Source organism: Longitalea arenae (assembly GCF_016924755.1).
GTDB classification, from domain to species: domain Bacteria; phylum Bacteroidota; class Bacteroidia; order Chitinophagales; family Chitinophagaceae; genus Niastella; species Niastella arenae.
In genome coordinates this window covers 92,212-117,535 of the sequence record NZ_JAFFJX010000001.1, presented here as the reverse complement: position 1 = coordinate 117,535, position 25,324 = coordinate 92,212, and the positions used below count along the sequence as shown (strand labels likewise).

26 protein-coding genes are annotated in these 25,324 nt (G+C 44.7%); 10 read left to right on the top strand and 16 right to left on the bottom strand.

The annotated features are described in order from the left end of the window. Nucleotides 1-83 precede the first annotated feature (83 nt). The 4 genes from JT717_RS00530 to JT717_RS00515 form a co-directional block, all read right to left on the bottom strand. Complete coding sequence (locus tag JT717_RS00530) at nt 84-995, bottom strand: bestrophin family protein (RefSeq protein WP_205508136.1); 912 nt, start codon at nt 993-995, stop codon at nt 84-86. A gap of 98 nt (nt 996-1,093) precedes the next feature. Beyond that, nucleotides 1,094-1,603 carry an adenine nucleotide alpha hydrolase family protein gene (locus tag JT717_RS00525; RefSeq protein WP_205508134.1) on the bottom strand — a complete coding sequence of 170 codons (510 nt, stop codon included), beginning with the start codon at nt 1,601-1,603 and terminating at the stop codon, nt 1,094-1,096. A 121-nt stretch (nt 1,604-1,724) separates the two neighbouring features. Beyond that, nucleotides 1,725-3,095 carry a HAMP domain-containing sensor histidine kinase gene (locus tag JT717_RS00520; RefSeq protein WP_205508132.1) on the bottom strand — a complete coding sequence of 457 codons (1,371 nt, stop codon included), beginning with the start codon at nt 3,093-3,095 and terminating at the stop codon, nt 1,725-1,727. Nucleotides 3,096-3,100: 5 nt separating this feature from the next. After that, complete coding sequence (locus JT717_RS00515; protein ID WP_205508129.1) at nt 3,101-3,790, bottom strand: response regulator transcription factor; 690 nt, start codon at nt 3,788-3,790, stop codon at nt 3,101-3,103. 254 nt (nt 3,791-4,044) lie between these two features. On the opposite strand from JT717_RS00515, the gene JT717_RS00510 reads away from it, so the two are divergent. Beyond that, nucleotides 4,045-4,554, top strand: a complete 510-nt coding sequence (locus JT717_RS00510; RefSeq protein WP_205508126.1) for an asparaginase domain-containing protein — start codon at nt 4,045-4,047, stop codon at nt 4,552-4,554. Between the two features lie 66 nt (nt 4,555-4,620). Here JT717_RS00510 and JT717_RS00505 read toward each other — a convergent pair whose 3' ends face one another. Beyond that, on the bottom strand, nt 4,621-4,845 hold the full coding sequence (locus JT717_RS00505; RefSeq protein WP_205508123.1) for a CDGSH iron-sulfur domain-containing protein: 225 nt from the start codon (nt 4,843-4,845) through the stop codon (nt 4,621-4,623). A 104-nt stretch (nt 4,846-4,949) separates the two neighbouring features. Beyond that, on the bottom strand, nt 4,950-5,417 hold the full coding sequence (locus JT717_RS00500) for a hypothetical protein (RefSeq protein WP_205508121.1): 468 nt from the start codon (nt 5,415-5,417) through the stop codon (nt 4,950-4,952). A gap of 144 nt (nt 5,418-5,561) precedes the next feature. On the opposite strand from JT717_RS00500, the gene JT717_RS00495 reads away from it, so the two are divergent. Beyond that, nucleotides 5,562-6,722: a vWA domain-containing protein gene (locus JT717_RS00495; RefSeq protein ID WP_205508119.1), complete on the top strand. Its 1,161-nt coding sequence runs from the start codon at nt 5,562-5,564 to the stop codon at nt 6,720-6,722. A 78-nt stretch (nt 6,723-6,800) separates the two neighbouring features. Here JT717_RS00495 and JT717_RS00490 read toward each other — a convergent pair whose 3' ends face one another. The 4 genes from JT717_RS00490 to JT717_RS00475 form a co-directional block, all read right to left on the bottom strand. Next, nucleotides 6,801-7,163: a DUF3127 domain-containing protein gene (locus tag JT717_RS00490; RefSeq protein ID WP_205508116.1), complete on the bottom strand. Its 363-nt coding sequence runs from the start codon at nt 7,161-7,163 to the stop codon at nt 6,801-6,803. Nucleotides 7,164-7,240: 77 nt separating this feature from the next. Next, on the bottom strand, nt 7,241-7,729 hold the full coding sequence (locus JT717_RS00485) for a hypothetical protein (protein ID WP_205508114.1): 489 nt from the start codon (nt 7,727-7,729) through the stop codon (nt 7,241-7,243). Nucleotides 7,730-7,978: 249 nt separating this feature from the next. After that, nucleotides 7,979-8,248: a hypothetical protein gene (locus JT717_RS00480; RefSeq protein WP_205508113.1), complete on the bottom strand. Its 270-nt coding sequence runs from the start codon at nt 8,246-8,248 to the stop codon at nt 7,979-7,981. Between the two features lie 184 nt (nt 8,249-8,432). Continuing rightward, complete coding sequence (locus tag JT717_RS00475; protein ID WP_205508111.1) at nt 8,433-8,585, bottom strand: hypothetical protein; 153 nt, start codon at nt 8,583-8,585, stop codon at nt 8,433-8,435. Between the two features lie 416 nt (nt 8,586-9,001). Between JT717_RS00475 and JT717_RS00470 the strand changes: the two genes are divergently transcribed. The 4 genes from JT717_RS00470 (at nt 9,002) to JT717_RS00455 (ending at nt 13,352) form a co-directional block, all read left to right on the top strand. Continuing rightward, on the top strand, nt 9,002-9,472 hold the full coding sequence (locus JT717_RS00470; RefSeq protein WP_205508109.1) for an Lrp/AsnC family transcriptional regulator: 471 nt from the start codon (nt 9,002-9,004) through the stop codon (nt 9,470-9,472). Nucleotides 9,473-9,476: 4 nt separating this feature from the next. Next, entirely contained in the window at nt 9,477-10,481 is a 1,005-nt protein-coding gene (locus tag JT717_RS00465; RefSeq protein ID WP_205508107.1) for an EamA family transporter, read from the top strand. A 261-nt stretch (nt 10,482-10,742) separates the two neighbouring features. Further along, nucleotides 10,743-12,980: a transglycosylase domain-containing protein gene (locus JT717_RS00460; RefSeq protein WP_205508106.1), complete on the top strand. Its 2,238-nt coding sequence runs from the start codon at nt 10,743-10,745 to the stop codon at nt 12,978-12,980. A gap of 90 nt (nt 12,981-13,070) precedes the next feature. Beyond that, nucleotides 13,071-13,352 carry a hypothetical protein gene (locus JT717_RS00455; protein ID WP_205508103.1) on the top strand — a complete coding sequence of 94 codons (282 nt, stop codon included), beginning with the start codon at nt 13,071-13,073 and terminating at the stop codon, nt 13,350-13,352. A 26-nt stretch (nt 13,353-13,378) separates the two neighbouring features. Here the strand turns inward: JT717_RS00455 and JT717_RS00450 are convergent, their stop codons facing one another. After that, the gene (locus JT717_RS00450; protein ID WP_205508100.1) at nt 13,379-14,191 is read right to left on the bottom strand and encodes a copper resistance protein NlpE N-terminal domain-containing protein; all 813 of its coding nucleotides are present in this window, start codon (nt 14,189-14,191) and stop codon (nt 13,379-13,381) included. Between the two features lie 251 nt (nt 14,192-14,442). Then, nucleotides 14,443-14,694: a hypothetical protein gene (locus JT717_RS00445; protein ID WP_205508097.1), complete on the bottom strand. Its 252-nt coding sequence runs from the start codon at nt 14,692-14,694 to the stop codon at nt 14,443-14,445. A gap of 646 nt (nt 14,695-15,340) precedes the next feature. Between JT717_RS00445 and JT717_RS00440 the strand changes: the two genes are divergently transcribed. The 3 genes from JT717_RS00440 to JT717_RS00430 all read left to right on the top strand — a co-directional run bounded on the left by JT717_RS00440 (nt 15,341) and on the right by JT717_RS00430 (nt 19,967). Further along, nucleotides 15,341-17,569 (top strand): FUSC family protein, encoded by a 2,229-nt coding sequence (locus JT717_RS00440; RefSeq protein WP_205508094.1) that lies wholly within the window; start codon nt 15,341-15,343, stop codon nt 17,567-17,569. Nucleotides 17,570-17,986: 417 nt separating this feature from the next. Further along, nucleotides 17,987-18,415, top strand: a complete 429-nt coding sequence (locus JT717_RS00435; protein WP_205508092.1) for a response regulator — start codon at nt 17,987-17,989, stop codon at nt 18,413-18,415. Continuing rightward, the gene (locus JT717_RS00430; RefSeq protein WP_205508090.1) at nt 18,408-19,967 is read left to right on the top strand and encodes a PAS domain S-box protein; all 1,560 of its coding nucleotides are present in this window, start codon (nt 18,408-18,410) and stop codon (nt 19,965-19,967) included. Before JT717_RS00435 ends, JT717_RS00430 begins: the two co-directional genes overlap by 8 nt. Nucleotides 19,968-20,030: 63 nt before the next feature. Here JT717_RS00430 and JT717_RS00425 read toward each other — a convergent pair whose 3' ends face one another. The 3 genes from JT717_RS00425 to JT717_RS00415 all read right to left on the bottom strand — a co-directional run bounded on the left by JT717_RS00425 (nt 20,031) and on the right by JT717_RS00415 (nt 23,192). After that, nucleotides 20,031-20,513 carry a regulatory protein RecX gene (locus JT717_RS00425; protein WP_205508087.1) on the bottom strand — a complete coding sequence of 161 codons (483 nt, stop codon included), beginning with the start codon at nt 20,511-20,513 and terminating at the stop codon, nt 20,031-20,033. Nucleotides 20,514-20,704: 191 nt separating this feature from the next. Next, on the bottom strand, nt 20,705-21,802 hold the full coding sequence (locus JT717_RS00420) for a trypsin-like peptidase domain-containing protein (RefSeq protein WP_205508084.1): 1,098 nt from the start codon (nt 21,800-21,802) through the stop codon (nt 20,705-20,707). A gap of 76 nt (nt 21,803-21,878) precedes the next feature. Further along, the gene (locus JT717_RS00415; protein ID WP_205508083.1) at nt 21,879-23,192 is read right to left on the bottom strand and encodes a type III secretion system chaperone family protein; all 1,314 of its coding nucleotides are present in this window, start codon (nt 23,190-23,192) and stop codon (nt 21,879-21,881) included. A gap of 469 nt (nt 23,193-23,661) precedes the next feature. Here JT717_RS00415 and dnaN point away from each other — a divergent pair, with 469 nt between their 5' ends. Beyond that, complete coding sequence (dnaN, locus tag JT717_RS00410) at nt 23,662-24,777, top strand: DNA polymerase III subunit beta (RefSeq protein WP_205508080.1); 1,116 nt, start codon at nt 23,662-23,664, stop codon at nt 24,775-24,777. Nucleotides 24,778-24,920: 143 nt separating this feature from the next. Here the strand turns inward: dnaN and JT717_RS00405 are convergent, their stop codons facing one another. Beyond that, a complete protein-coding gene (locus tag JT717_RS00405; protein ID WP_205508078.1) occupies nt 24,921-25,307 on the bottom strand; it encodes a hypothetical protein in 387 nt (128 codons plus the stop codon). Between the last annotated feature and the right edge of the window lie 17 nt (nt 25,308-25,324).

Sequence of the window (25,324 nt, the reverse complement as noted above, 5' to 3'; positions counted from 1 at the left end):
GCTAGTAAGAATATTGATAACAAAAAAACATCGATGAATATTTTCTTTTTTTACAAAACAACAAACTCAATTTTACTCTCAGCTTACATTATATAATAATAATTCTCCTGGCGCTTGTCTTCGGGCAGATCCTGATCGTGCAGCAGTTGCTTCAGATCTTTTTCTATCGTCCTTGCAATGGCCGTCATCGGGGTATCAGTTGGTTTATTCTCAAATGGATCCTGTAAGTGGATCGCCATCTTTTCTATCAGTAAGAAACAAGCGCTGATGGCTACTACCAAAGGCACTTCCAGGAAACCGAAATAATCGATCACGCCAAAAGGAAGCATGCTGATAAATAACATCAATGAAAAATGGATATATAAACTATATGTAGCCGGGAATACGGTATTCTTTATGCGTTCACATTTTCCCATGTTATCGCAAAAACGGGTGAGGGTACGGTCGATCTCGATCTGCTGGTAACGGTTTATATACCCCTCTTCCAGGGCACGGCGCATGTCACGCGCCTGCTGATCGATCAAAGCCATAGGTACATTACTGAAGCGGCTGCAATGTTCCAGGTCTTTACGGCTGAGGAATTTCTCCAGTCCGGCCGTTGCATTCAAACGGCGAAGGCTTTGTCCCAGGGCGTAATTCCACGCGATCTGCCTGCGGATCATGCGTTGCCGCAGTTGATGCACTTCATCTTCTTCATATTGACTTTCAGTAAAACTGAGTATCTGCCGTGCAAGGGTACGCGAATCGTTCACAATGGCGCCCCATACTTGCCGTGCCTCCCACCAGCGATCATATGCCTGGTTACTTCTGAAACCCAGCAGTAATGAAATGACCGTACCTAATATAGCCGGCACCGCCAATGGTATACTGATGGGCACCACCAGGAACAGTTCATGTATAATGGCAATAGACAAACTATACAACAGTATAAAGATCAGTTCTACCTTAACTTTTCCAAACACATAGCCAATCGGTATATTCTTTTTTAGTAACATCAAATGTTCATTTAGCGTTCTGAATTAAACTACAGTTGTTATTTAGCCAGTCATTATAATAATTGTGTTCCCCGCAGCATGTGGTCGTTGTTCTTAGATCAACTTGTTGCATTCAGCAATTTCAACAGCGCGATTGCTTCTTCTTCTACTGCTGTTATTTCGGGCAGGGTAACAATGCGGCGTTTTGACTTGAATTGTCTTAAGAGAGGAACCCGGCTTTTTTTGAACATGAGGTCGGGGTTTACACTATCGGGATGCACCTGCCTGAAGTCATATTGATCGGGATATACAATAAGATCAATATCATTTGCATCTACGAAATTTCTGAACACAGCCGGTGTGTTTCCATATAAATGTTTGAAAACAATGCTGTTCACCTGCTTTGGATATTGCTGTTTCAATTGTTTGCAGTTGTTTCTGAAAGCATCTGTTAACAGATCATGGTATGGCTGCCGCTGTTTTCTTATCAGGTCGTTCACAAAAAAAGGCATCTGAAAAGCGTGGAACATGGTGATATTTAAAACCTGCTCGCCCATGGTATGAATGGCCTTTTCTGCAAGATCAAATGAGGCAGGTGAGAAATCGGTGGGTACCAATACATTGCGCATACTGTAATCATTAAATTAACAATGAAGTTTACAGATACAAAGCTTGCACAATAGTATTAGAAGCTCCTAAGAGGTACTTAAGAATGCATTAAAAAGGAAATAAGAATCGGATTAGAAAATATTAGCTCCCTGCATTTAGCATGATCTCCACAGTGGTTCCCCTTCCTTCTTCCGACTTTATTACCAACTCACCCTTATGCAGCCGTACTATATTACGTGCCAGGGGCAGTCCGATGCCATAACCCTCGAAACGGTTTGTATTGGAGGCCCGGTAAAAAGGATCGAACACATATTTAAGTTCAGAGGCGGGAATACCAATGCCCTGGTCTACTATTCCTATCCTGATCTTTTGCTTTACAGCCTGCAGGGAAAGTTGTACGGGGCGGTCATTGCTATACTTACAGGCGTTCATGACAATATTGGTAACGGCCAGTTTCAATAAATGGTAATTGCCTTCCACTGAAAGCTCCTGTTCGTTGAGGGGCAGTTCGCCAAAATGTAATTGAACCTGGTTTTTGGGATCCAGCTCATCTACTGCCTGTTTTACTTCACATAATAATTCATCCATTCTAACCAGGCTGCGGCGTTGTTTCTTGCCATCGAAACCGCTTTGGGCAAGCGCGAGCAGGCTGCTGGTAAGGTGATCGAGTTTACCCGCTTCGTTCAGGATCACCTGTAAGCTTTGCCGGTATTCTTCGTTGGTGCGGGCTTTTTTCAGCGCAATGTCGGCTTCGCCCATAATAGTGGTAAGCGGTGTGCGTAATTCATGCGACGCGTTGCTTACAAAATTGTTCTGGGTTTCAAAAGCCGTTTGAAGGCGGTCGAGCATGGTATTGAATGTATGCGCCAGCTCCGTCATTTCATCCTTTCCCTTATTCGTTTCCAGCCGCAGGTGCAGGTTATGTGCACTGATGTCCTGCACTTTCATGATCAGCTGGCGCAATGGTTGAAAGGTTTTACGGCTGAAGAAAATGCCCACGGTGAATACCAGTAAGACCCCCACGATAAAGGTGGCTACCTTCGCCCGGGCCAGGGTATATAATAACCGGTTCGCATATTCGTTTACGGCTGATTTTATCACCAGGTATTTTTTGCCATCGTCATGATATAAGATACCTGCATAATGCACCTTGTTCTTTTCTATGTATATGGTCTTCCCCTGCCCTTCTATTACGCGCCAGTAAAATGATTGCGGCAGTCCGGTCACTTTAGGTTCAATGGTATTGGCAGCTGAATCCCAGGTGAGCAGGTATTCCTGTTCTTTGGGCAGCACCTCGAGGTACTGGCGCCGCAATTCATGGTAAGTGGCCGTAGATACTTTATTCTGTTCAAAACGCAGCTTGGCAGCTACCCTTACCCGCAGTTCAAGGCGTTTAAGGAAATCGTTAGATGCAAACCGGCTTACGAAATAATAGGTGGTAAAGCTCAGGAAAAGGATCAGCAAGGCGGTGAGCACGGTAAAAAGCAATGCGGTTTGTGTTTGGATCTTCAACGGTATTAGCTTTTTTTATCTTCTTTAAGAATGTAACCCATGCCTATCATGGTATGGATCAGTTTCTGCGAAGGATTGGAATCTATTTTCTTGCGCAGGTAATTCACATAAACATCCACTACATTGGTGCTCATGTTAAAATCTATTCCCCACACATTTTCGAGCAGCTCCATGCGGGTCAGTACCCGTCCGCGATTCAATAACATAAATTCGAGCAGGCGGTACTCAGTAGCGGTAAGGTTCACCGGTTCGCCATTTAAAGTGGCCGCGCGGGTACTGGTATTCAGCGTAAGATTTCCTATTTGCAGCAGATCACTCTGGCCATTATTGCCCGGGGTCTTTCGCCGCACCAATGTTCTGATGCGTGCTTCCAGCTCGGCAAAATGAAATGGTTTTACCAGGTAGTCATCGGCGCCACTGTCGAGGCCGGCCACAATGTTCTCTGTTGTGCCAAGGGCAGTCAGCATCAGGATGGGGGTGTCGATCTGCTGACGGCGCAATTGTTTGCATAATTGCATGCCATTCAGGCCTGGCAGCATAATGTCGAGAATGATCACGTCGAACTGGTTCTTCGTCGCCATTTCATGACCAATCAGCCCATCCGGCGCCACTGTAACCTCATTTCCAGCCTCTTTCAGTCCCTTATTAAGCATACTTGCCAATGCAGCCTCGTCCTCAACGATTAGAATCTTCATCCAGAATGTATTTGGGTGCAGCAAAAATAACCACGAAGCTTGAAAACCGGTAAAAACCTGCGATTTCCGGCCGATTATAACATTTTCGAATGAAGCATCCCATTAAATAATATCCACGGCTTTTACCGTAACGGTGAATGTTTTTTAAGGATTCTCGAACGAAGATTTACATATTCAATTTCTTGTGAATCACTGGTTTTAATAGGGTTATAGTTGATTATACCTAATATCTTTGTATCATCAATCAAGGCAACATGGCAATCCGCATCTTAATTACTGGGGGTACTTTCGATAAGGAATACAATGAGCTGAACGGGGAGTTGTATTTTAAGGACACCCACATGAATGAACTGCTTACATTGGGAAGAAGCCGCCTGGCAGTTAACATCAAGACCCTCATGATGATCGATAGCCTTGAAATGACTGCTGAACACCGCAACTATATTGCAGAAGAATGCCAGTTATGCAATGAAGATAAGATCGTTATTACGCACGGCACAGATACCATGGCTGAGACCGCCCGTGTACTGGCCAAAAAAGTTACCGGCAAGACCATCGTGTTGACCGGCGCCATGATCCCTATTAAATTCGGTAGCTCCGACGGTCTGTTTAACCTGGGCAGCGCGCTGGCCTTTGTTCAATCCCTGCCACCCGGCGTGTATGTTGCCATGAATGGCCGGTATTTTAACTGGGATAACGTACGCAAAAACCGCCAGACCGGTATTTTTGAAGAGTTGAAACAGGTTAGTACGAGCGCAGACTAGCCGTGCATGGCTTTTGAAGTAGTGTCCTTACATGCACTTTCACCTTCCTGTTTCAAAACAGATCTCCTACATTTTTTTCGGTGGTAAACTAAAAGCTACCGCTTCATGTTCGAAATGACCTTTATGAGAACCATCGCAAAATGGTTTATTTTGCGACATACCACAACGGCAAATTGAAATTACTTCGCGGCCGCCGAGGTCGTACACATTTCCATTTTTATCTACGATCTCAAAATCACCTTCTACCCGTAATGAACCATTGCTGTTGACTGTAATCTTAGTTGTTGCCATTATTTACAAATGAATTTGACCGCAATATAAAAGGAAAAAGATTACCCGGGAAAGATGTGTAGAATGCGCACTTCCCATATAATGCAAGAGAACTGTGCCACAACTCAATAAACGGTTTCTATGACAGTTTCATTTCCATTAAAAACAAAACGGTCGCCTGCCCTTTTGTTAAGCAGCAGCTTTGCCAGCGGGGCCATGGGTGAAAGAAAGATCACCGGCCTGCCATCTATTATTTGTTTGCCTAAACCGGCTCCAAGGAAAAAGATCAGATCCTTGCATTCGATACAAGCGCCTGTAACAGCCGCGGTATAAACAATATCTGTCTTAACCTCATGCAACAAAGCCAATTCCTTTAATTGCTGGGCCAGTTGTTTTGAATGCATCTCTTTTTCCAGCTGGTTCATCGCCCTCGCTGTTTCGTATTTATCTCCTGCAGAACTTTTATCCTCATTATTCGCCGCTTCCTGGGCATTATCAATAATGGTTTTGGCAGCCGCTATACGTTGCTCAATGAGTTGTTGAGCAGCCAGTTTCAGCGTATTCTTGAAAGCTATTTTGTGTATATCAGTCACCCCGCTAAAGTAAGCAAACTACCCAATATCACAGGCGCTCCACCGTTCAGCTGCATTTGTTAAAATAATCTAAAAACAGCCGGCTGCTCACCTTCCACTTATGCAAATGAAAATGAGAACGCATCCTGTATAAAACAACTCTTTATGAACACCCTGAACAAGCTGTTTGGCAGCTGCCTGTTGATTTTGGGCGCCACGACTTTCATGTACTCTAAAAAACCGGTTGAAGTTACAAGGTCGCCAACGGCTTTTGCCCCTAAGAAAATACAGGTTGCCGTCTTGCTGGATGTAAGCAATAGCATGGACGGACTTATTGGCCAGGCAAAGGCCCAATTATGGAATATGGTCAGCGTATTGGGAAAAGCCACCTGTAATGATGCTGCCCCCGAGATTGAACTTGCCTTGTATGAATATGGCCGGCCCGCCAATGATGCACGCACCGGTTATGTGAAACAGATCAATTATTTCACGAAGGACCTCGATGAAGTTTCACGCAATTTGTTCAGGTTAACCACCAATGGCGGCGATGAATACTGCGGGCATGTAATGTATACGTCCCTCACGAACCTCGAGTGGGACAGCAATCCGGATAACTATAAAGTGATCTTTATTGCCGGTAATGAAGATTTTTTACAGGGCGATATCTCTTATACAAAAGCCTGTGCAGAAGCCAAAAAGAAAGGGGTGATCATTAACACCATTTATTGTGGCGACAGAAACCAGGGCATTCGCGAACACTGGAACCTCGGTGGTGAGTGTGGCGGCGGCAGCTTTACCAATATCAATCAGAACGCAGAAATGGTTGATATTCCTACTCCGTACGACAATGAATTGTTTGCGTTGAACAACCGGTTGAACAGTACTTATATTGGCTATGGCCGTTCAGGAAAAGAAGCTTCTTCAAAACAGGCTGAGGTTGACAACCTGAATTACAGCATGAATAAATCGGCGGCGGCCAAACGGGTTGCTGTAAAAGGGAAAAAACAATTGTATAATAATTCCAGTTGGGACCTGGTGGATGCCAGTCAGAGCGACCCGGCCATTCTGGAGAAAGTGGAACTGGCTACCCTGCCCGATTCGTTGAAAACAAAAAGCCGTGCTGAAATAAAACAGATCGTAACAACGAAAAGCCAGGAACGCACGGCCATTCAAAAAGAGATCGCCACGGTTTCAGCAAAAAGAGAGGCTTTTATTGCCACTGAAAAAACACGCAGCACAACAAAGGGCCATGAGCCGACACTAGAAAGTGAAATTGAAAAAATAATCAGGCAACAGGCTAAGAAATACAACCTCGTTATTCAGTAATCAGCAAGGACGGTTCTCAGTATAAAAAAAGCGGAGATAGTTATTGAACTGTCTCCGCTGATCTTTTATAACGATAATTTAAAATGGCAGATCGTCGTCGCCGGCCGAAGTCGTTGTTTCAAATGTTCCGGGCAGATTGTTATTATAACCGTTATTATCGGGCACTGCGCCACCCGCTTTTTTAGCAACCATTTTCCAGGCTTTTACATCCGTGTACCAACGGCCATTATATTCGCGGCTTTCCACATCAAAGGAAACATCCACCAGATCGCCGGGTTTAAAACTTCCCATATCTATTTTATCGCCCCACACAGCGATACATACTTTTTTAGGATAAGTGTCGCCGGTTTCCAGGATAAACTCCTGCTTTTTCCAGGTTCCGTTTTTTCCCTGGCCAGATTGAACCGGTAAAAATTGCACAATTTTGCCGCTGATATCCATAATTAATATTTTCTTATTGTCGTCATCAAAGGTATGTTTACCATTGTCATTTTCTAAAAATGTTACTACACAATTTTTTAACAGTCATCTTCTCCATCATCATCATCGTAGTGGTCTTTAAGCCCCAGTTCTTTACAGGTGCACCATTCATTAAAGGGGCAGGAAGGCGGGTCGTATGAGCAGAATTCAATGGTCTCGAAACCGTTTTCTACAATGGCTACTTTCTTCTCGAGCACACTGATCAGCAGGCTGTATTTTTGGGGAATGGGTAATTTATCGGGCATTTCTACCCCAATATTCCAGGTGAATAACAACTTTTCAAAAGCCAGGCTCAGGGCCTCCATTTGCACCGGAGTTAATTTTTCCACCGGGGGAAATTGCTCTTTCTGCAAACCGCAATAGTAGCTGAAATCATGCTCAGGTTCATTTTCCAGCCAGCGTTCTACTTCCTCAAAATAGCGCTCAATGGCTTCCAGATCATTTTCACCCGATGCAGCTGAGTAAGTTTGTTCTTCCCGGCACGCTTCGGCAATATCCGAAAGAAGATGGTTAATATAGGACTGCATAGATTAAATGTCAATTATGTTTGCATAATTGTATTTTACTAATAGATTGAAATAACAACCGTTTCAGTCGAAGGGTCTAATTCGGATGCGGCTCTTTGGAATATACCCGGTTGCAGAAAGATTGTACTATACCCCATACCGTTATATTCCGGAGTAATATATTATTCGGAAAGTTAATTAATTCCTGCAATAAAAAAAGCCCCGATCTTAAATCGGGACTTCAATTGTTTTTTTAATTATAATTTTCGTTCAGGCTGCCATTCGGTGATGGATCTGGTCGCCAATAGCTTCAGCTACATGTGGCGGAATCGTATAAGCGGCAGCACCCCGGTCAATGGCAGTTAATCGTTTCTGTACCGGATGCCATCCAAAAATGTACACAGGACTTCCATTTACACTTACCCGGTATTGTGTTTCGCTTGTGTAGGTTTGAAATGAAGTGGCTTTTACAAAAAACGGAATTTCATCTACCACCATTTCAAACTCCTCGGTTCTCGTTGCATGCTTTTTGGCTTTCATTATTGAACCCTCCTTTTAAATGTAATGAATACGGTAATTTCCCAACAACTATGCCGGAATGGCCCTCGTTTGCCAGGCCATAAAACCGTACTTTTTCACATTTACCAGAAAAGGTTCAAGATAAATGCATTAACCCTTAGGCCCCAGGAAGCCGGGTACATTGATAACCATATGTGAAAATTAATTAGGAACCGCGCTGGGCACGACCGGCCACCCTTGTTGATTTAGCAGCGCCTTTACTGTTACTTTTTCCTTTGCTGGGAATGGGAGATTGTTTGCCTGTAGCAGGGTTGCCTTTCTTTTTGTCTTTATTCTTATTCGTGTTAAACAGTGACATAAATTCAATTTTAATCTGTAAAGTTACAAAAGCTGCAGAAAATCGAATTCCGCCTCAGGAAGTGTTCAATATAACGAAATGTTTACTATAAAACGTATCTGCCGCAACTGCATGAAGCAGAATTAGGAATATTTTATAAAACAAAAAGTCATCCTGCAACAGATGACTTTCCCTTTTTTCATGGCCACATCTTTACTGATAACGTAAAACGCCACCGAAAACCGCCGACACACAAATCCCTTCGTATGCGCTTATTAACGCCCGTTATTCCATAATCATTTGTAACTCAGTTAATAACAACCTTTTGCCGACAAATATTCGGTAACACCGAGCAAATTTACGATAAATTTCTTAAAACATTCGTGTTGTCAGAATTTTATTCAGAAATACACTACTTTTACAGAAAATTCATCGGAATGGATGTTGTTTTAGATAATACCGACTTACAGATCCTTGATCGCATGCAGGCCAATGCCCGCATTTCAAATGCCGATCTGGCCCGCGAATTAAACATGGCTCCTTCTGCCGTGTTAGAGCGGGTAAAAAAGCTGGAGCAGAAAAAAGTGATCCAGGGGTACACGACCCAGATCAATCCAGCCACTATTCAGCAAAAATTGCTGGCATTTATTTTTATCCGTTCTTCGGAAGGTTTTACCTGCAGCAGCAATACCGCCCAGGCATTAGCGGCTATTCCTGAAGTGCAGGAAGTACATCATATTGCCGGTGAAGATTGTTACCTAATTAAAGTTCGTACCGCTGATTCTTCCTCGCTGATGACCCTTATGCGCAACCAGCTGCAAAAGATCCCTAACATAGCATCCACGAAGACAACCATCGTGCTGGAAACCGTGAAAGAGCAACAACAATTGGTGATTCCTAAAATTTAAGTGTATGTCGATTCCTGCAAAGAAAAACGCTTCTCCTGTAATGGTCGTAATTGCCTTTGCCACGGTATACCTCGTGTGGGGCTCAACGTATTTTTTCATACAACGCGCCATTGAACATTTTCCGCCTTTTATCCTGGGTGCTATCCGTTTCATTATTGCGGGTGGATTATTACTGGGCTGGGGCGCTTTACGGGGAGAAAAGTTATTTAACTGGTCGCACATAAAACCGGCCTTGGTCAGCGGCTTTCTGATGTTATTCATTGGCAATGGCGCCGTTATCTGGGCCGAACAGTCACTCGCCAGCTCACTGGTAGCCGTACTCGTTTCATCGGCCCCCATCTGGTTCGTTGTGCTGGATAAACCCAAATGGAAGGAGAACCTTACCAGCCGCCCCACGATCATCGGATTGATCGTAGGATTTATTGGCGTGATCCTCCTGTTCAGCGAACAGGCCAGCAAAGCCCTGGGCGCAGGTAAAGGCCATGAGGTCATCGGTTTGATCGTACTGATCATCGGCGCCATGAGCTGGGCCGGCGGTTCACTATATAGCAAGTACAAATCAACATCTACTTCAGCAACCGTTAATACGGCCTGGCAAATGCTGGCGGCGGGTTTGGCGTTTTTGCCCGGTAGCTTTCTAAATGACGAGTGGAGTGGCTTTCAATTGCAGGAAGTTACAGCCAGTTCCTGGTTTTCGCTGATATACCTCATCACCATGGGTTCACTGGCAGGCTTCAGTGCTTATGTATGGTTATTGCAGGTGCGCCCCGCCACACAGGTAAGTACCTATGCTTATGTAAACCCGGTAGTGGCTGTTCTCTTAGGCGTCTTTTTCGCCGGTGAACACATGACCATTCTACAAATAGCCGGGCTGGCAGTGATCCTCTTAAGCGTATTGCTGATAAACCTGGCTAAATACCGCAAAGAACAAGGATCGGCGACGGATGCATCTGCTGCTGTAAAAAACAAAGCGCTGATGTCATCGAGACAAAAAACGGTAAACGCTTAAACGCAAAAAAAGTCAGGGACGCACACCGCCAAAGAACCATAGCTAAAAGATTGGTTATAAATATGCAGCCGGCAGGTCGCTCTTCTACAGGAAGCAGCCTGCCGGTTTTCGTTTATTATAAATGTTAATTCCATCAGCCAATGCCTCCTGCTGAATGGTATAATTTGAAAATAATAGGGCTTATTACTATTTTTATCGCTGTACCATATATTAGCTTTTTTAACATTCAACCAGTGCCGGCCAATTATTAATCTCTGATCTATGAAAAAAGGAATAAAAATCTTCTGGTGGGTCTTTTTCAGCGGACTGCTATTAGGTGTTCTGCTTATTGTTTCTGCCAACATCGGTTTATTGGGCAAAATGCCTTCCATTAAAGAGTTATCAAATCCCACTGCGCTTATTGCCAGCCAGGTATATGCCGAAGACGGCAGCCTCATTGGTAAATACCTGATCGAAGACCGTATTAATGTTGAATATAAGGAGATCAGTCCACAGGTGATGAATGCCCTCGTGGCCACCGAGGATGAACGTTTTTTTAAACACAATGGCATCGACGGACGGTCGCTGATGCGGTCGCTGGCATCATTTGGAACCAGCGGTGGCGCCAGTACCATCACGATGCAAACGGCCAAGAACCTCTTTACCGAAGACTGGAGTACGAGCAGTATTTTCACCCGCATGACGCAAAAGCTGAAGGAAGCTATCATTGCGGTTAAACTCGAACGCAATTTTTCAAAGGAAGAGATCATAACCCTGTATTTAAATACCGTTGCCTTCAGCGATAATGTGTATGGCATCAGGAATGCAGCCTATACATTTTTTCAAAAAGCGCCAGGTGAGCTTTCTACTTCAGAAGCAGCTGTACTTGTGGGTATGTTAAAAGGCAACCAGATATACAATCCGCGTAAGCACCCTGAAAGATCAAAAGAAAGAAGGAATGTGGTGCTGCAGCAAATGGTTCGCAATGGCTACCTCACTCCTGCAGAAGCCGCTGCATTGGGTAAAGAGCCGATTAAATTGAATTATAGAAAACTGAACGAAAATACCGGCCTGGCGCCTTATTTCCGCGGCGTTTTGGGCGAAGAATTAAAGAAATGGTGCAAAGAGCATGAGAACCCCGCTACAGGCAAGCCTTATAATTTATATAAAGATGGATTGAAAATTTATACCACCATCAATCCCCGCATGCAACAGTATGCTGAAGAAGCCGTGGCCAAACACATCAGCAAGATGCAGAAGATACTGGTGGCGCAAAAGAACGTTAAGAGCGGCGCCGTATGGAAGGAACATGAAAATGTGCTGGAAGCAGCGATGAAACAAAGCGATCGCTGGAAGAACATGAAAAAAGAAGGCATCAGTGATGATGAGATCCGCAAATCATTTTTTGTAAAAACCGACATGAGCGTTTTTGCGTGGAACGAAAAGCGGGAGATTGATACGGTAATGACGCCTTATGACAGTATTAAATATAGCCGCGCCATCTTGCAGGCCGGTTTCATGGCCATGGATCCGCAAACCGGCGCCATTAAAGCATGGGTGGGCGGTATCGATTTCAAGACATTTAAATTCGATCACGTAAACCTCAATACCAAACGCCAGGTAGGCAGTACGATCAAACCCTTATTGTATGGACTGGCCATTGAGAACGGTGGCTTTACCCCCAACACGCCGGTGGAAGATGTACAGCAGCATTTTGAAGGATTTGGGAATGTACCCGCCACAACCGCTTCCTGCTCTAATCAAACCGTGCCCATGGCAGAGGCCCTGGCCCAATCGCGCAACTGTGCTACCGCCTATATCATGAAGCAATTAGGCAATAAGGGCAATGATGCAGCCGTACGCTTTGTTGAATTCCTGAAGAATGTTGGCGTGCAAACAAATATTGAACCGGTACCAGCCATTTGCCTGGGTAGTGGTGAAACTTCGCTGTATGAAATGATGCATGCATACAGCATGTTCCCCTCCGGCGGTTTTTCGGTAAAACCAATGTATATCACCCGTATTGAAGATAAGAATGGTAACATTTTGCAATCATTTACGGCCGAACGCAAAGAAGTGATCAGCGCAGTGACCTCTTATAACGTTATTAACATGATGCAGGGCGTTATGAAATTCGGTACCGGCCGGCGCGCTGCCAGCTACGGCATAAACATTTCGAATGTTGCCGGTAAAACAGGTACCACCAACGATAACAGTGATGCCTGGTTTATGGGTTATACACCCCAATTATTGTGTGGGGTATGGACGGGATGCGATGACCGTTTCATTCGCTTCAGCAGCACGGCAGTGGGCCAGGGTTCTTCGTTGGCCTTACCCGTTTGGGCATTATTTTATGCAAGTTGTGTAAAAGACAAAACCCTCGGGCTCGATAGCAGGATGGCCTTTGTGAAACCAGACGGTGTGGTCACCGATTCATTACCCGACTGGACCAAAATGCGGCCGGCCAATGCCGAAGACAGTGTTGAACAGGTGGATGCTTCTAAAGCAAGTGAATATTAACAGCTAATAAAAAGTGTGTGAGGGCCGACTAACGATTTTTAGTCGGCCCTTTCTTTTTACCCAGTACCTTTATCAAAACAACCCGCACGGATGAGCCTTACAGAGAAAATATTGTTTCTGTCGTTTGGATTGCTGCTTATTATTTTCATCTCCGTTGGCTATTTAAATAAAAGCGATGCATTAAAACTGCTAAGAGATAAATATGATGCAGCCCTGGCAGGCGATGACCGCGAAGCGGCCATAGCAGCCGGCCAGGCATATTACCGTTCCTTACGTGGGGGTGATCCAACGCCTGAAGATGAAATGACCATTCTTAAAGATGTGGCGCATTTGCATGAACGGGAAGACCCCGGCGAAAGCCGGCCGTTGTAACAACTACATATGCAGTTTATAAGTCACTAAGGGGCCTTGGGGCCTGGCAACCCATTCAACCTCACGCCACAGCCACTGTAAGCTTTGCCATTATACTTCAACGCCACCTTGTATTCATACCAGTTATCGCTCATGCCGTCGCTGCAGAATTGTGGAGTAATAGCTATTTCCAGGGAATCGGTACCGCGTAAAGTGTTGATAATATATTGCCCGTTTTGTTGCTGCGCCTCCACATAGGGAAATACGGCAGGTTGACTACTATCTACCTGTAAAAAGCTGATGTCTTTTTCTTTATCCATCTCCATTAACCAGAAGGGTTCATTCCCCAGGGCAAAAAAATCAATGCCTTCCGCCTTCTTTTCCATCCAGGCTATATTATCAGCGCCGATCATCTTCCGGTTAAGATAACTGTTTTGGTACAACGCCAGCGGGGCGCCGCTATTACTTAATTCATGTAAGCCTTTACTGGTCACCGCAAATCGCTTCATAACCACATTGTTCACCAGCAATTGCAACTGATCGTTAGTGGTTAACCAGCGACCTTCGATCTCCACTGGAGCGGCCTCTTTTCCAAGGAATTCATCTTTCAAATGAAAGCTAAAATCCGCTAAAAAAAGCGCCCTGCGACTGATATTACGGCAATCGGCACAGGGTATTATTCCGGTATAATAACCCGGAACAAAGGACGTAGGCGTGTCCTGTTCCTCGCTTTCAATAACAGTTGTTGTAAATGGGGTATCGCGGGAAAAACCACTATCGGTTGTTTCGGGTAAGGGTGCTGGTGCAGGAACTTTGCAGGCTACAATAACCAGCATAAACAGGCCAAAACAGAATTTCATTGTATATTATTTTTCAAAAGGAACGCCCCTGGCTTATATAGCAGAATGCGTTTATACGGATAACATGTTGTCACTATCCGTACAAAGAATGGGCCGTTGTTGAATAAAAGAAAACTAACTGGTGGTAGTTTTTATGAGTGGTTGAAATAAAATGAGATGTGGATCCTACAATTAAAACATCATGGCTTTTAAATAAAAGGAAGGGTACGGATCGTGTAGAATTTGCCTTTCTAAAATAAGGCCCATCCTGCTCAGCTTGCTTTGCCCTTGTGTTCCCAATACTCTTTCACAATCCTGCCATCTGACATTTGCCGGAGCCGCCTTGTAAAGCGTTCGCCTTTGATCTGGCCGGTATTATCCTTCCGGCCAAGCAGCAATACAATGGCATCCCCCTCTCTGTCGGTTTTAAATGCCAGGTCGTAGTGATTGCAATGCGTTTCAATGAATGAAGAGGGTTGGTACTTCTTGCGTAGAATTTTTAAAACAGGTTCTTCCAGCTCCATAGTTTTGAATTTTAAACATGACCAAATGATTTTCATTTTCATAGTTGGTGAGGGCCTGCTACATTACCGTTATATATGTCATCAATATCCGAATCTGGCTTGCACGGTCAGGAGGGAGTGGTTAGGTTGTTATCTGGGCAGGTCTGGGAAGGGTCTTAAAAAATGATGTACGCTTACGTTTTTAAATTGGCTAAAATAATAATGCCAGTTTGCTACCGTCTAAAACCATAAAAAAATGCACCAATTTTTTCGCACACATGCAAAAACGTGGCATATGTTGTACATATAAGGGAAAGGATTTAGCGAATAAGGTGGGTAACATACGAACATACGTTTGCAGCAATGTATATATGGAAGCGTACGGATTTGCTTTAAAAATTATAGCAGGTATATACTGATAAAAAATTGTTGGGGAGAGCAGTGTCCGCGTCATGCGGATGATCCTGGCGTTTTAAAGTTACAACTTTGCAGTTTAAAAAAGCATCAGGCCTGTACTAACTTTTAAAAGGGACCCAAGAATTTATCAAAAATCAATTCGGGCGGCTATGTGTTTAAAAGAGAAGCGTATACTATTGCCATTACCAGATCGTTTAATTTCAACTTTTTGCCCATTACACCCGTTAAAAAATACGTACTTTAATCAACCATGGACTATCTGAAGAAGTATAAAAGCTTTCTGTACAGTTACTATTTAAGTTCCGGGGTACGTATTACCGCAGGGGTGATCCTGCCTGCGGTCGTTTTCAGTTTTTTCGATATGCTGGCCCATGGTGTGGCAGTATCGCTTGGTGCCATGTGTGTAAGCGGCACTGACAATCCCGGCCCCATTCACCACCGCCGCAATGGAATGCTCATTTGCCTGTTGTTTCTGGTGGTAGTAGCTTCTTTGACCAGTTTGGCCGCCTCCTACCCTGTTATGCTGGGTATTCTCATCACCGTTTTTTGTTTTGTTTTTTCTATGATCGGGGTATATGGCAGCCGTGCTATTTCCATCGGAGTGTCGGCCCTGCTGATCATGGTATTGCAGATCGGGCATCCTGGCCAGGGCAGGGATGTGCTTATTCAGGCAGCCTACATTTTACTGGGCGGCTTATGGTATACGGGTTTAAGTTTATTGCTTCACCGGTTCGCCCCTTATCGCCTGGCGCAGCAAGCCCTGGGCGAATGTATAGCGGCTACCGCCAATTACGTTCGCATTCGCGCGCTCTTTTATGACAATACATCCGACTTCGATAAAGCCTACCGGCAAATGATCGAGCAGCAGGTAATCGTTCACCAGGAACAGGAACTGGTGCGCGAACTATTATTTAAAAGCCGTTATATCGTAAAGGAATCTACCAATACCGGCCGCACCCTGCTGATCCTTTTCAGAAGCCTGGTAGATCTGTTCGAAAAGATAATAACCACCTACCACGACGACTACAAGGAACTGCACGAAAAATTTGCCGATACCGAGATCTTGAGCCGCTACCGGGAACTTATAATGCTCCTGGCTGCCGAACTCGACGACATCAGTATTGCCGTAAAAAGCGGCCGCCGGTCTCGCGAGACCAGTACCCTGGCCAATGCCATCAAAGAAACGCGCCGCTATTATATTGAAATGCGGAATAAAAAAAGAACGCCCGAGACCCTGGAATACTTTATTGCCCTGCGGAATATCCTGAGCAATATAGAAGATATAGCCAACCGCATTCACAGTCTGCATTTATATACTTCCTACCGCCATAAGGCTGCTACGGTTACTGAACCCGATGACTACGATAAGTTTGTACAGCGGCAGGACTTCAGCTTCAAAGTGCTTACCGATAACCTGAGCCTTCAATCAAACTATTTCAGGCATTCTCTGCGGGTAAGCCTGGCCACGCTGGCCGGCTATATTATTTCACAATACCTGCAGGTGGGGCACAACTACTGGATATTACTTACCATCATTGTAATCTTAAAACCCAACTACAGCCTCACTAAAAAACGGAATTTCGAAAGGTTGTTCGGGACCATCGCCGGGGCCGTGGCCGGATTGATCATTCTCTACTTTATAAAAGATAAAACGGTGCTATTCGTGATCATGCTGCTGCTGGCGCTGGGAACCTATAGCCTGTTGCGAACCAATTATATGCTTAGCGTTATATTTATGACGCCTTATGTGCTGCTCATCTTTCAGTTGCTTTATAATACCCCCATCAAGAATGTGCTTACCGACCGCCTGCTCGATACCAGTATTGGCTCGGCCATTGCCTTTATTGCCAATTTACTGCTGGTGCCGGTTTGGGAGCACGAACAGATCTCCGGTTATATTGCCACCGCTATTGAGAAGAACACCGCCTGGTTTAAGACCGTAGTCGCCAATTTTATGGGCAAACCGGTATTACCTACAGAATACCGCGTAAGCCGTAAAGAAGCATTTGTTGCCCTGGGTAATTTATCAGATGCTTTTACCCGCATGCTGGCCGAGCCAAAATGGCAACAAAAGAATATGACCCTGGTTCATCAGTTTGTGGTGTTTAACCACCTGCTTACTTCCCATATAGCCACGCTTTCGCATTTCGGTCAGCAGTTCGCAGCCATCAATGCCACCAAAGATTTTATACCGGTGATCAATTATATTGAAACGGAATTGAACGCTGCCAAAGCGCTTATAAGTGGGGAAGAAATTTCCGGTGAATCGGCGAGGCCCGCGAACTGGCAGCAGATCGATAAGCGGGTGACCACGCTCATGTTGAATCGCCAGAAAGAATTACAACAGGGATTAACAGATACCGACACCCGCAGATTGCTGCTGGAAGTGAAATCGCTTACCGATGAATTCAGGATCATTCACGACGTTACAGCCGATATCAAAAAATCGAGTCTGCAATTAAAAGAAGCCACCAGCTAATGCAGGCCGGCGCCAACTTCCTATCTTGATAAGGTGCTAATAACCGCATAAAATAGACAAAATGGCAAGGTGTGTAGTCAAAACAAAAATGGCTGTGCGGCGAATGCTCGTCCACCACCGGTCTTGCGTTAGCAGGTGCCGGTCATGTGATACTTAAATGCCGCGAGCCATTGACCATTCACCATTGACCATTGCATTTTGCGGGGTTTTCTTTTTTACCTGCGAGCGCACAAAACCGTGTTTCTTAGCCGAAATATGCTTATTTTTACTTATACATGAGGGTTGGGAACCAGTCCTAAACCCCATGCAGTGGAGATTTTCCCGCGCAACAATGTAATGTATTGGTTAGGTTCTGAATATGCTGAGAAGTACCCGTCAGTTTGTTTCGCTTTAATTGAATCAACAGCTAACTATTACATGAAACAAAAGCTAATGTGCATTCTGTTCATCGATGATGATGAACCCACCAATTTCTTAAACAAATTACTGGTTGAAGAAATGAATTGCGCCCATCACGTAGAGGTTGTCTCCAGTGGAACTGAAGCTTTGGAATACTTAACCGGTACAGGTTCCTTCGGCAATGGCAAAGAACATCCCCGGCCCGACCTGATCTTCCTGGATATCAACATGCCCGGTATGGATGGCTGGGAGTTCCTGCAACATTATGAAAAACTGCCTTCTCATCAAAAGGCGAATATCGTGATGGTCATGCTTACCACCTCTTTAAACCCTGACGATGAAAAAGCAGCCCAGGAGAACATTGAGATCGCCGGCTTTGAAAATAAACCATTACAACCGGAGATGATCCAAAAAATATTAAGCCGGTATTTTCCGGAAAATGCTTAACCGCAGTTCGATCGTTGCTATGAAAGATCCCAATGAAATATTGCTGGAAAACGAAAAAGCTTTCAAATCTCTATTTGAACATGCTACTATCAGTATTCTTGTAACCGATGAAAACGGCGATATTATCCTGGTAAATCCCAATGCCGAAAAATTATTTGGGTATAGCAAGGAAGAACTGAGCGGCCAGTCCATTGAAATACTCATTCCCGAACCCTTAAAAGATATTCACCGGCAATACCGCCAGCAGTACTTCAAAGCGCCCAAAGCCCGGCCCATGGGGCTGGGAAAAGACCTTTTCGCCCGCGATAAGAACGGCCGCACCTTCCAGGTAGAGATCAGTTTAGGTTATTATAAACTGGGCGATAAAAAAATGGCTGTTGCCTTTATCACCGATGTAACGGAAAGAAAAAAAGCGGAAGCCATCCTGCGATCGAGCGAAGAAACCACGCGGCTCATTATGAACTCTGCCCTCGATGCCATTGTATGTATTGACACGGAGGGCTGCATCACCGTATGGAATCCGCAGGCTGAAAAAACATTTGGCTGGAAGGAAAGCGAGGTAAAAGGCAGCCGTTTGTCTGAGACCATTATTCCAATTCAATACCGTGCTTTACACGAAGCCGGAATGAAACGGTATTTATCCACCGGCCAGCATAAGGTCTTGAACCAACTTATAGAAGTAACAGCGCTGAACCGCCAGGGCAAAGAATTTCCTGTTGAACTAACAATAATCCCAATGCGCCAGCAGGACAAGGATTTCTTTTGTGCGTTCATCCGCGACATTACCGAACGAAAGGAGGCGGAACAAAGGCAAAAAGAATATGCGGAGGACCTTAAACGCAAGAACATTGAGCTGGAACAATTTGCCTATGTGGCATCTCACGACCTGCAGGAACCGCTGCGCACCGTTTCAGGTTTTGTAGAGCTGCTGAAGCGGCACTATAAAGATCATACCGATGAAAATGTAGCAAAGTATATTAACTACATCACAGATGCTTCTGACCGGATGCGGCGCCTGGTGCAGGACCTGCTGGATTATTCCCGCCTGGGCCGTGAACGCATTTTGGAACCGATCAACTGCAACCAGGTAGTGCAGGAAGTGTTGAGCGACCTTACTATTGCTATCCAGGAAAGCCAGGCGGTAATTCATGTTGATCCGCTTCCCGTTATTTCGGGTTATGCCACCGAAATGAAACAACTTTTTCAAAACCTGATCAGCAACTCTATTAAATTCAGAAAACCGGGCGAACCAGCCCTTATCAGGATAGCCGCAACACCTAAAGAAGATCACTGGCAGTTCATGGTGAGTGACAATGGGATTGGTATTGATGAAAAGTACTGGGACCGCATTTTCATTATCTTCCAGCGCCTACACACGAAAAATGAATATGAGGGCACCGGCATTGGCCTGGCGCATTGTAAAAAGATAGCTGAATTGCATAATGGCCGTATCTGGGTTGAGTCGACGCCTGGTGAGGGAAGCAGCTTTTATTTTACCATTAAGAAAAGAAGTACAGACAGCTGGGATAAAGCAGCAGGCGGTACTAAATAACCAGGGGAGAATCTGTGCCCGCTACGCACTATTGCATACTTTCATCACTGTCTTTCTCTTTTGTTATTCCTTTAATCGGGCAATTACCTGTTTAATAAGTTCCGGTTCATAGCCTTTCTGCAAGAGGAAGTCGGTGGTTTTGGCCATTTTTACGAACAGGTTCACACCTTGGCCGGTCACCGATTTCCATTTTTGTTCGGCCAGCTTGTGCAGGGTTTTCTCATAGTCTGCCGCATCTATTTCTTTCATGGCCCTATTTATACAATAAGTACTTACCTGCTTTTGCTTCAGGGCATGAATGATCTTTACGCGGCCCCATTGCTTCATGCGAAACTTTCCGCCGGCAAATTGAATGGCAAACCGCTCTTCGTTCAGATAATCTTCTTCGATCAACTGCGCGAGCGATTCTTCTACCATTTGCTTGCGTAAGCCAAATGAATACAGCTTTTCTTTCGCCTCCGCATGACAGCGCTCCTGGTAGGCACAATAATGCCGGAGCTTTTGTAATGCTTGTTCTTTAGTTAATTGTTGCTTTCGCTGGAGCATGGTGAATGGTCAATGGTGAATGGTCAATGGTCAGCCGGCAATTCAAAAGTTACCGGTTGCCAGTTTCCAGTTGCCGGGTTTTATTATTGTATGCTAACTTCAACTTGTATTGCCTGGTAACTGGTAAACGGTAACCGGTACTGGTAACTGGTAACTGGTAACCTGTAACACTTAGTTTGTGATCTATAAGATCATTCTTCTATCCTATCTAAACACCCATACTCATTCTTCAGCAGATCATCGTAAAAATCTGCCTTTTTGAACAGGTTGTCGAATACCTTTACGCCTCCTTCCCGGGTAATATCCAGGTCATACATAATGCACGACAGCACAATGTTCTGGTTCTGGCAGCTCAACACCAGGCTGTTCGTACGATAGTTTTCCTGCAACAGGAACTGGTAAAGCGGTTTTATTTTCAGCGCATCCTGTGGCAGCTGGCATAAATAAGCATCGCCTACCACAAAGAAGTTTTCGGCATTGTAACTGATCTTGATCTTGGCACTGCCTTCCCGCACTTCCCAACGGTTCACGCCATCGCGGGCCAGCTTAATGTCTTTTCCCAGCTCCTTTAAAATATCTTCAATGGTCTTGGCAGCGCCAGTAGGCACTACTTCCTGCTCGGGCATTTGAGGCAATTTAACCTCGGTGCCACAGGCTGGACAGTATTTTTCTGAATCAATATTCTCAGGTAAGACCAGGTAGTCGCAACTATGGCAGCGGGTGCTGCTCACCCCTTTATGCGGTGCATATAACTGCAGGGCCTGGCGCAGGTAATTTACCGGTAAGGCGAAACCCAGGTTATCGCCACCCTGTACCTTGAAGGAGTTTACACCAATGACCTCGCCACTCGTATTTACCAGCGGGCCACCGCTGTTACCGGGATTGATAGCAGCATCTATCTGAATGAATTTAAGGCCGTCGCGAATGCGGTCAACTTTCGAGATCACCCCCTGCGTAGCAGAGTAATTAAACCCATAAGGGTGACCGATGGCAACCACCTCATCACCGTCTTTCAGCGCTTCATAAGTGCCGAGGCGGATGGCGGGGATGTCGACATTGGCCGGACTTTGTAAAAAAGCCAGGTCGTGTTTGCGGTCGGTATACCATACACGAGATAATGTCTTGTCGAATGATTTTCCGGCGATTGTTACTTCGGCATTGTCCTGCACCACGTGATCATTGGTTACGATCACATCATATTCCTTTACATAAAAGCCGGTTCCGGTACCGGTTTGTGTAGCTATTTGAATGATGGCGGGATGAAACTGCCCTATTATATCCTGAACCATTGTATATTTTTTATACCCTTAGGTCTGTCATATGTCGGCCTGAGGCCAGCGAAAGTGAGGCACACCTAAAGTAGAATTAGTTTGAATCGAAATTTAGGAAAGTGATCTCCGTACTAAAGCTGCTGTTGAAGCTTACCAGGCTGTTGAATTTCAGGGTATCCATCCTGAACAACAGCTTGGGATATTTGGGTTGCCAGGCGCTTATGATCTCTTCAATCCTTTCGCGAATAGCTTCGGGGTTAAATTGATTCTGCTGTGCATCGTAATACGGTACGCTAAACCCAAGCGCTTCGAAATATGCCCGATAGTTGATCTGCATATATAATAAGATCAGGTCGCTCAGCGGTTTGGGTAAACTGTAGGAATACTGGCTGAAAGAAAGCGCGTACTCCATTACATTATTGGCAATGTTCGGATAATTATTATCGCGGTACCAGACCACATTCTGCGCCGCGCCGTTGATGGCATCTACTACCGTTTGGTGGTGCTGCGGAACAACGATCGCGAATGTATGTTTGGAGCGGAACAGGAAGGGATATACTTCCTCTTTGGTCTTGGCGGCCAGTTTCTTAAAGCCTTCGATCATGCCCAGGTTACGCTCAGTGGTTTGCTTTTCATCTTTGCGGTAATAGATCTCTACGATCTTTTCCAGTTCGTTCAGCAGTTTACCATCCGGACAGATCAGGTAATCGATGCGGAATGCCAGTGATAAGAGCAGGTACGCAATGCCGCCTGAGAACTTATCGGCGTCTAAAGTGACAATATAATCAAGTGTTTCCCTGATCCAGTTCATCATGAAATTGTATTTCACTTCTTTCTCTGCTTCAGGAAGGGGAATAATATGTTCCGTATCTACGGTTTGCAGGGCGGCAAATTCCTGTACCAGCAGGTCGTCGAGTTTATCCGCTTTGATGGCCAGTTCTTTCAGCCCATAATAGAGTTTATTGGGATTGGCGGCTTTTATGTCACTGTCGAAACGCATACACAAGCGGTCGTTGTCGAGGGCATAGCGGCTGTAGTAAAGGGTAAAATTCATTTCGAGGAGCCGGCGCATAACGGGCACGCTGGGTTGCGGCATCCTGGCCAGGGTTATTTCAGCCTTTAAACTTTCCCTGTCAAATTCGCCGCGAACGATCTTGGATCCCTGGTAAAGCTGGAAGGTGCCGCCGTCATTATTTCGGTTCAGGATCACATTGCCCTTTTTATCGTCGGCCAGGTAATCAAAAAATGCCGCAATACTATCTGAATAGGACTGTTGTTTAAAGAGGTTGTCGGCATCGGTCCAACGGCGCACTTTTTCTACCGTTTTGTTATTATCGGAATAGCGGCCAAAAGAGATATCCGGGTTCTCCGGTTTCTTTCTACCACGTCCGAAAAGCTTGTCGAACATATAAGGTTTTATTGTTTTTAAGGTTACTGTATAACGCTAAAAGCTTAAGGTTTAAGGCTTAATGCGGCATTCCGCATTTTACGGCGGCCACCCGAAGGAAGGCGTTTTTCGCTGTGGCCTTACCTTCCGCCTTTAGCCTTCAGCGTTTTGCATAGGGCGTTCTGCTTTAACGAAAGCATCACCATTATAAGTATAAGTATTATATGGGAAAACTGCCTTAACCACACGGCTGTTACATTCCTCCTGACATTTCCCGTTTTGTGGCAAAACGGTCGCAGCAGCCTGCCTGATAATTCTCTACGGTTTGAAAAGCGGTACCATTGAAACCAGCACCAGATACACATTTCAGGGACCGGTTTTTCGATACCGTTGGCAGGCAAGTTAGGATATTTGTGGATTTCGTGTTTTAAAAAAAGCGGGTAATTTATTCAGTCAGAACCCTATATTTGCTCAAATCTTAATCAGTTATATGAAGTTTATCGTTTCATCTTCGGCTTTATTGAAACAATTACAACAGATTAGTGGGGTGATCAATGCCAATACGGTGCTGCCGATCCTGGAAGATTTTTTGTTTGATGTACAAAAAAATCAACTGTCGGTTGTAGCCACCGATCTGGAAACGGTAATGAAAATTCAACTGGAAGTAGAGGCGAAAGAAAGCGGCCGTGTTTGTATTCCCGCTAAAATACTGATGGATTCTTTAAAGAACATTCCCGAGCAACCACTTACTTTTAATATCGACAAGAATTATGCGGTTGAAATAACCAGCGATAACGGTAAGTATAAAGTAATGGGTGAAAACCCCGATAACTTCCCGAAAGATCCGGTAGCCGATGATACGAATTCGTTTACTATTACCTCGGCTGCTCTGGTAACCGCTATCAACAAAACGCTTTTTGCCGTTAGTAACGATGACCTGCGTCCCGCGATGACCGGGGTATTTTTTGAAATGGATAAAAAAGGACTTCAATTCGTTGCCACCGATGCCCACCGGCTGGTGCGGTATAAACGCGTAGATGTTAGCTGTCCGAAAACCGATTCACTGATCGTTCCGAAAAAACCGCTTACCTTGTTAAAGGCGGCCATGCCGGTAAATGAAGATGAGCTTACCATCAGTTATAACAGCAATCACCTGTTTGTAACCCATGGTACAACACAGTTAAGCTGCCGGCTCATCGATGCTCGCTTCCCCGATTATAAAGTAGTTATTCCTTCTGATAATCCTTATAAATTAACGGTTAACCGCACCGATTTTCAGGGTGCTTTACGCCGGGTGGGTATCTTCAGTAATAAAAGTACCAACCAGGTGGTATTGAGCATTAGCGGCAGCCAGTTGCAGTTAACGGCCCAGGATATTGACTTTTCATTTGAGGGTAATGAGCGCATGAAATGTCAGTACAATGGAGAAGATCTGCAGATCGCCTTTAATGCCAAATTCCTGATCGAAATGCTGGGTGCTACCGATACAGAAGATGTAACCGTCGAGTTATCCACTTCTACCAAAGCTGGTATCATAAGACCAGGAGACCAGGAGGAGAATGAAGAATTACTTATGTTGGTGATGCCATTAATGTTGAACACCTGATCGCTATTTTTATATATTGTTATTATTACATACAGCAAGAACCCGGCGAATGGCCGGGTTTTTCTTTTTAGCATGGCAAAAAATTAATGCATCATTTAAAAGACCGCGCTACCCTAAAACTTTTTTTCTGGATCGATTAATAATTAAACCGGTCGGCGAAAAAGTAGCGTTGCCTTAAAAGTTTTTTGCCAGCCATTTAATTTCACTACAGGCCTCAAAACATTTTTTCTGGCCCAATTTATAGGTTTTTGACGGCAAAAATTTTTTTGTGACCCATTTAATGCGGTCACATGATCAAAAAAGGATTTTCTGAGCCGGAAAAAAATTAACCCGGTAACAAAGTGTTTTTTGTGACGATCTAAATTTTCCATGGCCTGAAAACTTTTTAGCTGAGCCATTTTAAGAATTAGATGATATGAAAAAAAGTAAAATGGTCCTGAAAAATGTTGACGGGTACCTGCAGAAAGCTTTCGGTCCGAAAAAATGGATAAAATACTTCTGAAAAAAACAAAAAGGGCTGATCCATTCATTTTTCCAAGTATTTAAT